The following is a 12,127-nucleotide window of genomic DNA, read 5'->3' on the forward strand; positions in this document are numbered from 1 at the left end:
GCCGGGAATGGGCGTTCATTGCTGAACACATTTGAACAGTTGGGCGATTGACAATGAACAATTGTGAACAACACTCTATGAACGCTTTTTGCCCATTCTGTGAACGATGAAAATCCAATGTGGGAGCGGGCTTGCTCGCGAAGGCGGTGTGTCAGTCGATGTAAATGTGTCTGATATACCGCTTTCGCGAGCAAGCCCGCTCCCACAGTTTTGATCTGTGTTGGTTTTGAAAGCAGTGCCATAACAACAATAAAATGCCCTTCAGAGGCCCACCACCATGGCCGCACCTGCCCCGCCGCTGTCCCACGACGCGATTGTCCAGACCTCCTGGCAACGTTGCCGCGCCTTCGGCCTTGACCACCAGAGCGCCCCGGCCTTCGATCAATTGCCCGCCGCCGGCATCGCGCAGTTGCTCGACCGTCACCACGCGCTGGTGCAAACCACCCATCAGGAAGTGCTGCCGTATTACGAGAACATCCTCAGCAACTCCAATTGCCTGATCATGCTCGCCGACCATCAGGGCCAGGTGCTGACCTCGTGGGGCACTCAGCGCTTTATCGAGCCGAACCTGGCCCGAGGATTTAGCGCCGGGGCGAGCTGGATGGAGCGCTGCAGCGGCACCAACGCGATCGGTACCGCGCTGGCTTGCGAACAGGCAGTGCATATCGAACACGATGAACACTTTCTCAAAGCCAACCGCTTCATGACCGGTTCCGCCGCGCCGATATTCGATGCCGAGCGCAAAGTTATCGCCGTACTCGACGTGTCCAGCGACAGCTATCTGCCGCCCTCGCACACGCTGGGCATGGTCAAGATGATGAGCCAGACCGTGGAGAACCGGCTGATCCTCAACCTGTTCCATGGCCAGCACTTTCAACTGACCTTCAACACCGGGTTGAACAACCTCGACAGTCAGTGGGCCGGTTTGTTGATTTTCGATGAGAGCGGGCAGGTGCTGTCGGCCAATCGTCGGGCGGACAATCTGCTCGGCGTGCGCCTGTCGCGGGTCAGTGTCGAGAGCCTGTTCAACGTGTCGCTGCTGGAGTTGATCAATCAGCCGGATGGATTGCCGTTCGCCCTGCAGACCTCCGGGCGCAACCGCTTCCAGTGCCTGTTGAAGCGGCCGAAACAAGTGCCGATTCAGCCAAGGGTATTTGCCGAACCCAAGCCCACCGCAGCACCGATCAAAGTGCCGGGTACGATCAGCCTCAACTCCCTGCACTTTGGCGACAGCCGCGTCGAGAAAGCCGTGCGTCAGGCCGAACGCCTGCTGGAGAAAGACATTCCGCTGCTGATCCACGGCGAAACCGGAGTCGGCAAGGAAGTCTTCGTCAAAGCCCTGCACCAGGCCAGTTCGAGAAGCAAACAGGCATTTATCGCCGTCAACTGCGCGGCGATCCCCGCCGAACTGGTGGAATCAGAACTGTTCGGCTATGAAAAAGGCGCGTTCACCGGCGCCAACCAGAAAGGCAGCATCGGCCTGATCCGCAAAGCCGACAAAGGCACCCTGTTCCTCGACGAAATCGGCGACATGCCGTTGCCGACTCAGGCGCGGTTGTTGCGGGTGTTGCAGGAGCGCTGTGTGCAACCGGTGGGCAGCAGCGAGTTGTTCGCGGTGGATCTGCGGATCATCTCGGCGACCAACCGCTCTTTGCGCGAACAAGTGCAACTGGGGCGGTTTCGTGAGGACCTGTATTACCGCATCGGCGGTCTGACCCTGGAGTTGCCACCGCTCAGAGAGCGCAGTGATAAAGAGGCGCTGTTCAAACGCCTGTGGGAGCAGCATCGCGAACCGACGCAATGGGCCGGGCTCAGCCGCGAAGTGCTGGAGCTGTTCGAGCGGCACCCGTGGCCGGGTAATCTGCGTCAGGTCAGCAGCGTGATGCAGGTGGCGCTGGCGATGGCCGAGGAACAACCGGTGCGGCCGGAGCATCTGCCGGATGACTTTTTTGTCGATCTGGAGATGGAGCCGGTGGAGAGCGTGCAGCCGCTGGGGCTGGATCTGAATGATGTGGAAGCGTTGAACCGGGAGTTGAAAGCAGCCGGGGGGAATATTTCGCATCTGGCACGCAGGCTTGGGGTGAGCCGTAATACCCTGTACAAGCGCTTGCGTCAGGCTGAATGATGCGTCGGCCTTGTGGGCCTCTTCGCGAGCAAGCCCGCTCCCACAGGGGTTTGCGACCGACTCAGGATTGGTGGCGTAACCGATGACCCGTGTGGGAGCGGGCTTGCTCGCGAAGGCGCCAGTCCCGTCACCACAAAAACCACAGCGTCCCCCAAAAACAAAAACCCGCACACGGCGGGTTTTGTTTTTAAAGCGGATCAGGCAATCAGTCAGCCAGACGCCAGGTCGTACCACCCTTGCCGTCTTCCAGCACCACGCCCATGGCGGTGAGCTGGTCGCGGATGCGGTCGGATTCGGCCCAGTCTTTGCCGGCGCGTGCCGCCAGACGTGCAGCAATCAGCGCGTCGACTTCAGCGGCATCGACACGCCCTTCGGCGCCCGCCTGCAGGAAATTATCGGCTTCCAGTTGCAACACGCCCAGCACGCTCGCCAGTTCTTTCAGACGTGCCGCCAGACCGGCCGCCGCGTCGAGATCGCTGTCGCGCAGACGGTTGATCTCACGCACCATCTCGAACAGCACCGCGCAGGCTTCCGGCGTGCCGAAGTCGTCGTTCATCACCGTGGTGAAACGCTCGACGAAGGCTTCGCCGCCAGCCGGAGCAACGCTCGGCAGGCCTTTCAACGCGTGGTAGAAACGCTCGAGTGCGCCCTTGGCGTCCTTGAGGTTGTCTTCCGAGTAGTTGATCGCGCTGCGGTAGTGGCTCGACACCAGCAGGTAACGCACGACTTCCGGGTGGTACTTGTCGAGCACGTCACGAATGGTGAAGAAGTTGTTCAAGGACTTGGACATCTTCTCGCCATTGATACGGATCATGCCGCAATGCATCCACGCGTTGGCGTAGGTCTTGCCGGTGGCCGCTTCGCTCTGGGCGATTTCGTTTTCGTGGTGCGGGAATTCGAGGTCACTGCCGCCGCCATGAATGTCGAAGGTTTCACCGAGGCAGCAGGTGGACATCACCGAGCACTCGATGTGCCAGCCCGGACGCCCGGCGCCCCACGGCGATTCCCAGCTCGGCTCGCCCGGTTTGGCGGCTTTCCACAGGACGAAGTCCAGCGGGTCTTCTTTCGACTCGTCGACTTCGATGCGTGCACCGATGCGCAGGTCTTCGATCTTCTTGCGCGACAGCTTGCCGTAGCCCATGAACTTGGCGACGCGGTAGTACACGTCGCCATTGCCCGGGGCGTAGGCGAAGCCCTTGTCGATCAGGGTCTGGATCATCGCGTGCATGCCCGGAATGTGATCCGTGGCGCGCGGCTCCATGTCCGGCTTCTTGATGTTCAGGCGCGCTTCGTCTTCGTGCATCGCGGCGATCATGCGTTCGGTCAGCGCGTCGAAAGACTCACCGTTCTCGCGGGCACGATTGATGATCTTGTCGTCGATGTCGGTGATGTTGCGCACGTAGGTCAGGTCGTAACCGCTGAACCGCAACCAGCGGGTCACCAGGTCGAACGCGACCATGCTGCGGCCGTGGCCGAGGTGGCAGTAGTCGTACACGGTCATGCCGCACACGTACATGCGCACCTTGTTGCCATCCAGCGGCTTGAAGACTTCTTTGCTCTTGGTGAGCGTGTTGTAGATCGTCAGCACTTTATATTTCCTTGACGCTAAATCACTGGCCCCACGAATCACGCAGGGTCACGGTACGGTTGAATACCGGCTGACCTGGTTTCGAGTCCTTGATGTCGGCGACGAAGTAGCCTTCGCGCTCGAACTGGAAACGGTCTTCCGGCTGTGCATTGCCAAGCGATGGCTCAGCACGACAACCGGTCAGCACTTGCAGTGAGTCAGGGTTGATGTTGTCGAGGAAACTCGCGCTGTCTTCGGCCTTCTCCGGGTTCGGAGAACGGAACAGGCGATCGTACAGACGCACTTCGCACTCGATGCTGGCAGCGGCCGGCACCCAGTGGATCACGCCTTTGACCTTGCGGCCTTCAGGGTTCTTGCCGAGGGTGTCCGGGTCGTACGAGCAACGCAGCTCGACGATGTTGCCGTCGGCGTCCTTGATCGCTTCGTCGGCACGGATCACGTAGCTGCCACGCAGACGCACTTCGCCGTTCGGCTCCAGGCGCTTGTAGCCCTTTGGCGGTTCTTCCATGAAGTCATCGCGGTCGATGTAGATTTCACGGGCGAACGGCAGCTGGCGCACGCCGAGTTCTTCTTTCTGCGGATGACGCGGCAGTTCGAGGTTTTCGACCTGACCTTCCGGGTAATTGGTGATCACGACTTTCAACGGACGCAGCACGCACATGGCGCGCGGCGCGTTGGCGTCCAGGTCCTGACGGATGCTGAACTCGAGCATGCCGAAATCGACCACGCCGTCGGACCGGTTGGTGCCGATCATGTCGCAGAAGTTGCGGATCGACGCCGGCGTGTAGCCACGGCGACGGAAGCCGGACAGCGTCGACATGCGCGGGTCGTCCCAGCCATTGACGTGCTTTTCATCGACCAGTTGCTTGAGCTTGCGCTTGCTGGTGATGGTGTAGTTCAGGTTCAGGCGGCTGAACTCGTACTGACGCGGGTTGGCCGGCACCGGCAGGTTTTCCAGGAACCACTCGTACAGCGGACGATGGCTTTCGAATTCCAGGGTGCAGATCGAGTGGGTGATGCCTTCGATGGCGTCCGACTGACCGTGGGTGAAGTCATAGTTCGGGTAGATGCACCACTTGTCACCGGTCTGGTGGTGATGGGCGTGGCGGATGCGGTACATGATCGGGTCGCGCAGGTTCATGTTCGGCGAGGCCATGTCGATCTTCGCGCGCAGCACGCGGGCGCCGTCCGGGAACTCACCGGCACGCATGCGCGCGAACCAGTCGAGGTTCTCTTCCACCGAACGGTCGCGGAACGGGCTGTTCTTGCCCGGCTCGGTCAGGCTGCCACGGTATTCCTTGGCCTGCTCAGGGGTCAGGTCGTCGACGTAAGCCTTGCCGGCCTTGATCAGCTCGACCGCCCAGTCGTGCAACTGGTCGAAATACTGCGAGGCGTAGCGCACTTCGCCGGACCACTCGAAGCCCAGCCATTTGACGTCGGATTCGATCGCGTCGATGTATTCCTGGTCTTCCTTGGCCGGGTTGGTGTCGTCGAAACGCAGGTGCGTGACGCCGCCGAACTCCTGGGCCAGGCCGAAGTTCACGCAGATCGACTTGGCGTGGCCGATGTGCAGGTAGCCGTTGGGCTCAGGCGGAAAACGGGTGACGATCTGGGTGTGCTTGCCCGAGTCCAGGTCTGCCTGGATGATCGGCCGCAGGAAATTGACCGGCACGGCAGGGCCGGACTTGGCATTCGAGGTAGGGTCGACAGTGGGCTTGCTCATAGGATCCTTGACTTACATGTGCGCGGCCGCAAAGGGGGCCAGACAAAACAAAGCCGCTATCATAGCCGATGCTGTCAAGGGGCTGACAGAGCGCGGCCTATAAAGGAGTGCATTTAATCGAAGGGTTTTGGAAAAACAGCCTCGAAATTCGCGCCTGTCACGCTAAACTGCGCTCCTTGGCCGAAGCAGGCTGAACCGGTTGTGGGGCTGAATGTCCCAGAACCACGAATTCCTTATAAAGAGTAGCGATCATGACTCAAGTCAAACTGACCACCAACTACGGCGACATCGTCATCGAACTGGACGCGGAAAAAGCGCCAATCACCGCTGCCAACTTCATCGAATACGTCAAGAAAGGTCACTACGAGAACGTAGTGTTCCACCGCGTGATCAAGGGCTTCATGATCCAGGGCGGCGGTTTCGAGCCTGGCATGCAGGAAAAGAAAGACAAGAGCCCAAGCATTCAGAACGAAGCTGACAACGGTCTGAAGAACGAGAAGTACACCGTTGCCATGGCCCGCACCATGGACCCGCATTCGGCCTCGGCGCAGTTCTTCATCAACGCCACCAACAACAGCTTCCTCAACCACACCGCCAAGACCGCTCAGGGCTGGGGTTATGCCGTGTTCGGTAAAGTGGTTGCCGGTACCGACGTGGTCGACAAGATCGAAGGCGTGGCCACCACTTCCAAGGCCGGTCACCAGGACGTGCCGAAAGACGACGTGATCATCGAGAAAGCCGAGATCATCGAAGCGTGATATTGCTGATTTCAGACTTGCATCTGGAAGAGGAGCGCCCGGACATTACCCGGGCGTTTCTGGATTTGCTCGCCGGACGCGCCCGCTCGGCGAGTGCGTTGTATATCCTTGGCGACTTCTTCGAGGCGTGGATTGGCGACGACGCCATGACGCCCTTCCAGCGTTCCATCTGCCAGGCCCTGCGCCAGTTGAGCGACAGCGGCACGGCGATCTTTCTGATGCACGGCAATCGCGACTTCCTGCTCGGCAAGGCCTTCTGCAAAGCAGCCGGCTGCACGCTGTTGAAGGATCCGAGTGTCGTGCAGTTTTACGGCGAGCCGGTGCTGCTGATGCACGGCGACAGCCTGTGCACCCGCGATGTCGGCTATATGAAGCTGCGGCGCTACCTGCGCAACCCGATCACTCTGTTTATCCTGCGCCACCTGCCGCTGAGCACCCGCCACAAACTGGCGCGCAAGCTGCGCAGCGAAAGCCGCGCGCAGACGCGGATGAAGGCCAATGACATTGTTGATGTCACGCCTGAGGAAATTCCGCGGATCATGCAGCAATACGCGGTGAAAACCCTGATTCACGGCCACACCCATCGTCCGGCGATCCACAAGCTGCAGCTCGGCGAGCAGGCAGCTAAGCGGATTGTGCTGGGGGACTGGGATCGTCAGGGTTGGGCGTTGCAGGTGGATGAGAACGGGTATGCCCTGGCACCGTTCGACTTTGCTCCGCCGCCACAACTGGCAGCACCTGCCATCTGACACAACACAAAACCAATGTGGGAGCGGGCTTGCTCGCGAAGGCGGTGGTTCAGTCGACATCTCAGTTGAATGACACACCGCCTTCGCGAGCAAGCCCGCTCCCACATTTTTGACCGCGTTTTGCTTAGTGACCGCTGGCGGCCGGTCCGGCCTTCGCCGCAAACGGCGGTTTCGCCAGCCACACAATCAGAATCAGCCCCATGAACCCCCAGCCCAGCAACGTGAAGTAATCCACGGTGGAGAGCATGTACGCCTGACTGGTGAGGATCTGATCCATCTGCGCATAAGCCGATTGGCTCGCGCCGCCTAAATGGTTCAAGGTCTCGCGGGTCGCCGGTTCGAAGGTACTGATGCTTTCGCTCATGTACGCATGATGCTGATCGGCGCGGCGGATCCAGATCCACGTGGTCAGCGATGCGGCAAAGCTGCCGCCCAAGGTGCGCAGGAAGGTCGCAAGGCCTGCGCCGTCGGCGATCTGGCTTGGCGGCAGGTCGGACATCAGGATGCTCAGGGTCGGCATGAAGAACAGCGCCACGCCAATACCCATGAACAGCTGCACCAGGGCGATGTGCTGGAAGTCCACCTCGTTGGTGAACTCGGCGCGCATGAAGCAGCTCAGGCCAATCGCGAGGAACGCCAGACCGGCCAGCAGGCGCAGGTCGAACTTGTTCGCGTACTTGCCGACAAACGGCGACAACAACACCGGCAGAATGCCGATCGGCGCCACCGCCAGACCGGCCCAGGTCGCGGTGTAACCCATCTGGGTTTGCAGCCACTGCGGCAGGATCAGGTTGATGCCGAAGAACCCGGCGTAACCCAACACCAGCACCAGCGTACCGATGCGGAAGTTGCGGTAAGCGAACAGGCGCAGATTCACCACCGGATGCTGGTCGGTCATTTCCCAGATCACAAACACTGCCAAGGCGATCACCGAAATCGCCGCGCCGATGATGATGAAATTCGACTCGAACCAGTCCAGGTCATTGCCCTTGTCGAGGATCACCTGCAACGCGCCGACGCCGATGATCAGCGTGATCAGCCCGACGTAGTCCATCGGTTGGCGACTGGTTTCCACCGGGCGCTTGGCCAGTTGCGAGCGCACCACCATCACCGCAAAGATGCCGATCGGTACGTTGATGAAGAAGATCCACGGCCAGCTGTAGCTGTCAGTGATCCAGCCACCGAGAATGGGCCCGGCAATCGGCGCGACCACCGTGACCATCGCCAGCAACGCCAGGGCCATGCCGCGCCTCGCGGGGGGATAGACCGCAATCAACAGGGTTTGCGTCATCGGGTACAGCGGCCCGGCCACCAAGCCTTGCAGCACGCGGAAACCGATCAGTTCCGGCATCGAGGTGGAGATGCCGCAGAGAAACGAGGCCAGCACGAACAGAATGGTGGCCCACAAAAACAGCTTCACCTCACCGAAACGGCGGCTGAGCCAACCGGTCAGCGGCAGCGCAATCGCGTTGCTCACGGCGAACGAGGTGATCACCCAGGTGCCCTGCTCCGAACTCACCCCGAGGTTGCCGGAGATGGTTGGCAGCGCCACGTTGGCGATGGTGGTGTCGAGCACTTGCATGAACGTCGCCAGCGACAGGCCGATGGTGCTGAGCAACAGGCTGGGCGGCGTGAAAGAGGCGTTATTGCTCATTGTGAATCCTATGAAACCTGATGGTCGCCGCAGCCCTGTAGGAGTGAGCCTGCTCGCGATAGCGGTGTGTCAGACCCAATTTTCTCGACTGATACACCGCTATCGCGAGCAGGCTCACTCCTACAAGGTCAGTGCAGGTCAGCGTTGCGCGGTCTTGCTCACCGCAGCGCTGTTGTCGTGGATCAGTTGCGCAATCATCGCGTCGGCCTCGGCCAGTTGGCGGTCGTAAACGTTGGTGCTGAACGAGGCCTTTTGCGGCGGTTGCTGCGCCAGCACCGGGCCGCTCTGGTCGTGCAGGTTCACTTCAACGTTGGTCGACAGACCGACCCGCAGCGGGTGCTGGGCCAGTTCTTCGGCATTGATGTGAATCCGCACCGGCACGCGCTGCACGATCTTGATCCAGTTACCGGTAGCGTTCTGCGCCGGCAACAGGGCGAACGCGCTGCCGGTACCGGCGCCGAGGCTGTCGACGGTGCCGCTGTACTTCACGCTGCTACCGTAGATGTCGGATTCGATGTCCACCGGTTGGCCGATGCGCATGTCACGCAGTTGGGTTTCCTTGAAGTTGGCGTCGATCCACAGTTGATCCAGCGGAATCACCGCCATCAGCGCGGTGCCCGGCTGCACACGCTGACCGAGTTGCACGGTGCGTTTGGCGACGTAACCAGTGACTGGCGCGATCAGCGTGCTGCGGGCGTTGGTCAGGTACGCCTGACGCAGATCGGCAGCGGCGGACATCACGTCCGGGTGCGACGAAACCACGGTGTCATCGACCAGCGCGCTGGTGGTTTTCAGTTGCTGCCTGGCGTTGGCCAGGGCGTTTTGCGCCGAGGTCAGGTCGTCGCGGGCGTGGGACAGTTCTTCCTGGGAAATCGCCCCGCCAGCGGCGAGGTTCTTCCGGCGGTTGTAGTTGTCCTGAGCCTTCTGCACTTCTGCCTGTTGCGCGTTGACCTGGGCTTTCATGCCGTCAACGTTGCTGTACAGACCGCGCACCTGACGCACGGTACGCGCCAGTTTCGCCTGGGCGCTTTGCAGGCCGACTTCGGCGTCGTTGGGGTCGAAGTTGACCAACACCTGACCTTCGTGAACCAGATCACCATCGTCAGCGCCAATGCTGACCACGGTGCCGGTGACCAGCGGCGTGATCTCGACGACGTTGCCGTTGACGTAGGCGTCGTCGGTGCTTTCGTTGAAGCGCCCGATGAATTCGTGATACGCCCACACGCCGGCCCCGGCGAGCAGGACCACGACGGCCAGCACCAGCAGCATGAATTTGCGCTTGCGCGGATTGCCGGTGTCGGGGGTGTTGGTTTGAGTTTGGGTGTTTTCGGCAGTGGCCATGACAAATACCTGAATTAGTTGTGCGACGTGGCTGGGGTGGCGTTGGCTGCGGTCAGGGTTTCACCCTGAAAGCCGCCGCCCAGCGCTTGCATCAGTTGAATCGACAGGTCGATCTGCTCGGCATTGAGGTTGGCCAGCTGACGCTGGGCCTGCAGCAATTGCTGCTCGATGCTGAGCACGTCCAGGTAGTTGCCGATGCCGGAACCGTAACGCTGGACGACGGTGTTGTAAGAATCCTGAGCAATCTCGGTGGCGTGCTGCTGCGCGCCGATCTGCCGGCCGATGTCACGCAACTGGTTGATCGTGTCGCTGACATCGCCCAGTGCTTTCACCAGACTTTTGTTGTACTGCGCCACCGCCAGATCGTAATTGGCGTCGCGCGCATCGAGGTTGGCGCGCAGGCGTCCACCGTCGAAGATCGGCACCGAAATGGTCGGGGCGATGCTGAAGAAACGACTGGCCGACCCGAACATCGCGTCACCCAACAAGGATTCGGCACCGGCCGAGGCCGTGAGGTTCAAGTTGGGATAGAAGCGGGTTTTCGCCGAGTCGATGTCTTTGCTCGCCGCTTCTACGCGCCAGCGCGCAGCGACCAGATCCGGACGCCGACCGAGCAGCTCCGCCGGCAGCACCGACGGCACCGCCACGGCGCTGGCTTGCAGGACTTTCGGCCGGGCGATTTCGTTGCCGCGATCCGGGCCTTTGCCGAGCAGCACGGCCAGGGCGATTTTCGCGCTGTTCAGACGTTTTTCAGCGTCGATCAGGCTGGCTTCGGAACTGGCCTCAAGGCTTTGGGTTTGCTGGAACTGGTACTGGCTGTCGATCCCGGCACTCAAGCGGCGCTGGCTCAGATCAAGCATCTGTTTGGTGCGTTTCAGATCGTCGTTGGCCAGGTCGTAAACGATATGCGCCTGACCCAGATCGCTGTAGGCCCGGGCCACGTCGGCGGCGAGGGTCAATTGCGCGGCCTGACGGTCGACTTCGGCAGCGCGAGCCTGACCGAGTGCAGCTTCCCAGGCATCACGCTGGCCGCCCCACAGGTCGAAGTTGTAATTGAAACCGGCGCTGACGTTACGCACGGTGGCGTAGGCATCGCCCTGCCCTCGCGGGTCCTGATCCTTGGCCAGGCGCGAACGGCTGATGCCGGCGCTGGCGTCGAGGGTCGGATAGCGTTCGGCATCGGCGGCATAGGCGGCGGCGCTGGCCTGATGCGCGCGCGCTTCGGCGATCTGCATGTCCGGGCTGTCGTGCAGGGCTTCGCGGATCAGCCCGTCGAGTTGCGGATCGCCGAGGCTGGACCACCAGTCGCTCTTCGGCCATGCCGCCGGCGACAGAGTCACGCCGTTGAGGGACTGGCTGGCGTTGAGGCTTTTCGCATCCAGGCTTTTGCCCTGAGTGTCGAGGCCGCTGTAGTTGGCGCAGCCGGCGAGGATCATCGCCGACAGCACCAGGGTCAGGCTGCTGCGCAAGGTTTTACCGCTCATTGTGTTCACCTAACCGCTGGATAGTGATCGGGTCACCGGCTGCCAGCAGGATTTTCTTGAGGATGTATTCCAGGGTTTTCAGCTCTTCACGAGAGATGGCGCCGGCCAGTTCATTCATTGCATCGGCGCCGATGTGCGGCAGGCGATCGGCCAGTTGCTGGCCCTGCTCGGTGAGCTTGAGCTGCACCTGACGGCGATCGCCTTCGCTGCGTTGGCGAGCCAGGAAACCTTTCTGCTCCAGACGATCGAGCATGCGTGTCATCGAACCGCTGTCCAGCGACAGATGCCGGCACAGCTCGGCCGGGGTGTCGACGCCAAACTGGGCCATGATGATCAACACCTTGAACTGCGCGGCGGTGATGCCGTGAGGTTCCATGTGGGTGTCGATGATCCGGTCCTTGAGCAGCGCGGCACGGCCGAGCAACAGACCGAGATGGCAATGTTTGAATTCGTCCGGGGTGAAATGCTTCATGTGCTCACCTAATAACTGCCTAGGCAGTGAATGTATGTCGAGATGTTACTGCCTAGGCAGCGAATGTCAACGTAATAGTTAGGTTGCTTTGTAATTAGTTGACCAGTGGACTGGGTTTTTGCGCTGCATGGAAGAACGCCATCGCGAGCAGGCTCACTCCTACAAGGGATCTCCTGCGAACACAGACTTCGCGTCGATCAGCAATCCGATGTAGGAGTGAGCCTGCTCGCGAA

Annotated in this window: 9 protein-coding genes; 3 read left to right on the plus strand and 6 right to left on the minus strand. The window is 60.8% G+C overall.

The features are described 5' to 3' along the window. Positions 1-277: 277 nt before the first annotated feature. Positions 278-2,125 (plus strand): sigma-54-dependent Fis family transcriptional regulator, encoded by a 1,848-nt coding sequence (locus VLA07_RS21710; protein ID WP_333991265.1) that lies wholly within the window; start codon positions 278-280, stop codon positions 2,123-2,125. A 205-nt stretch (positions 2,126-2,330) separates the two neighbouring features. Here the strand turns inward: VLA07_RS21710 and cysS are convergent, their stop codons facing one another. Next, on the minus strand, positions 2,331-3,713 hold the full coding sequence (gene cysS, locus VLA07_RS21715) for a cysteine--tRNA ligase (protein ID WP_333991267.1): 1,383 nt from the start codon (positions 3,711-3,713) through the stop codon (positions 2,331-2,333). A gap of 22 nt (positions 3,714-3,735) precedes the next feature. After that, positions 3,736-5,436, minus strand: a complete 1,701-nt coding sequence (locus tag VLA07_RS21720; RefSeq protein WP_047291683.1) for a glutamine--tRNA ligase/YqeY domain fusion protein — start codon at positions 5,434-5,436, stop codon at positions 3,736-3,738. A 251-nt stretch (positions 5,437-5,687) separates the two neighbouring features. On the opposite strand from VLA07_RS21720, the gene VLA07_RS21725 reads away from it, so the two are divergent. Both VLA07_RS21725 and lpxH read left to right on the plus strand, forming a co-directional pair. Next, entirely contained in the window at positions 5,688-6,194 is a 507-nt protein-coding gene (locus VLA07_RS21725) for a peptidylprolyl isomerase (protein WP_027614639.1), read from the plus strand. Beyond that, positions 6,191-6,943, plus strand: a complete 753-nt coding sequence (gene lpxH, locus VLA07_RS21730; protein ID WP_333991268.1) for a UDP-2,3-diacylglucosamine diphosphatase — start codon at positions 6,191-6,193, stop codon at positions 6,941-6,943. The genes VLA07_RS21725 and lpxH overlap by 4 nt, the downstream gene beginning before the upstream one ends. Positions 6,944-7,067: 124 nt before the next feature. Here the strand turns inward: lpxH and VLA07_RS21735 are convergent, their stop codons facing one another. From VLA07_RS21735 to VLA07_RS21750, 4 genes are all read right to left on the minus strand, one after another. Beyond that, positions 7,068-8,597 carry a DHA2 family efflux MFS transporter permease subunit gene (locus VLA07_RS21735; protein ID WP_047597558.1) on the minus strand — a complete coding sequence of 510 codons (1,530 nt, stop codon included), beginning with the start codon at positions 8,595-8,597 and terminating at the stop codon, positions 7,068-7,070. Between the two features lie 138 nt (positions 8,598-8,735). Continuing rightward, positions 8,736-9,938, minus strand: a complete 1,203-nt coding sequence (locus VLA07_RS21740; protein ID WP_247268598.1) for an HlyD family secretion protein — start codon at positions 9,936-9,938, stop codon at positions 8,736-8,738. A 14-nt stretch (positions 9,939-9,952) separates the two neighbouring features. Beyond that, the gene (locus tag VLA07_RS21745) at positions 9,953-11,422 is read right to left on the minus strand and encodes an efflux transporter outer membrane subunit (RefSeq protein ID WP_333991270.1); all 1,470 of its coding nucleotides are present in this window, start codon (positions 11,420-11,422) and stop codon (positions 9,953-9,955) included. Beyond that, a complete protein-coding gene (locus VLA07_RS21750; RefSeq protein WP_095118200.1) occupies positions 11,412-11,894 on the minus strand; it encodes a MarR family winged helix-turn-helix transcriptional regulator in 483 nt (160 codons plus the stop codon). The genes VLA07_RS21745 and VLA07_RS21750 overlap by 11 nt, the downstream gene beginning before the upstream one ends. Positions 11,895-12,127: the final 233 nt, after the last annotated feature.

Origin of the sequence: Pseudomonas sp. S3(2024) (assembly GCF_036861315.1) — a bacterium.
GTDB classification, from domain to species: Bacteria; Pseudomonadota; Gammaproteobacteria; order Pseudomonadales; family Pseudomonadaceae; genus Aquipseudomonas; species Aquipseudomonas putida_A.

What these genes read in the sequence shown, in the direction of transcription:
- VLA07_RS21710 (WP_333991265.1), top strand. Translation starts at nt 278, where the DNA reads ATGGCCGCACCTGCCCCGCCGCTGTCCCACGACGCGATTGTCCAGACC.
- VLA07_RS21720 (WP_047291683.1), bottom strand. Translation starts at nt 5,436, where the DNA reads ATGAGCAAGCCCACTGTCGACCCTACCTCGAATGCCAAGTCCGGCCCT.
- VLA07_RS21725 (WP_027614639.1), top strand. Translation starts at nt 5,688, where the DNA reads ATGACTCAAGTCAAACTGACCACCAACTACGGCGACATCGTCATCGAA.
- VLA07_RS21735 (WP_047597558.1), bottom strand. Translation starts at nt 8,597, where the DNA reads ATGAGCAATAACGCCTCTTTCACGCCGCCCAGCCTGTTGCTCAGCACC.
- VLA07_RS21740 (WP_247268598.1), bottom strand. Translation starts at nt 9,938, where the DNA reads ATGGCCACTGCCGAAAACACCCAAACTCAAACCAACACCCCCGACACC.
- VLA07_RS21745 (WP_333991270.1), bottom strand. Translation starts at nt 11,422, where the DNA reads ATGAGCGGTAAAACCTTGCGCAGCAGCCTGACCCTGGTGCTGTCGGCG.
- VLA07_RS21750 (WP_095118200.1), bottom strand. Translation starts at nt 11,894, where the DNA reads ATGAAGCATTTCACCCCGGACGAATTCAAACATTGCCATCTCGGTCTG.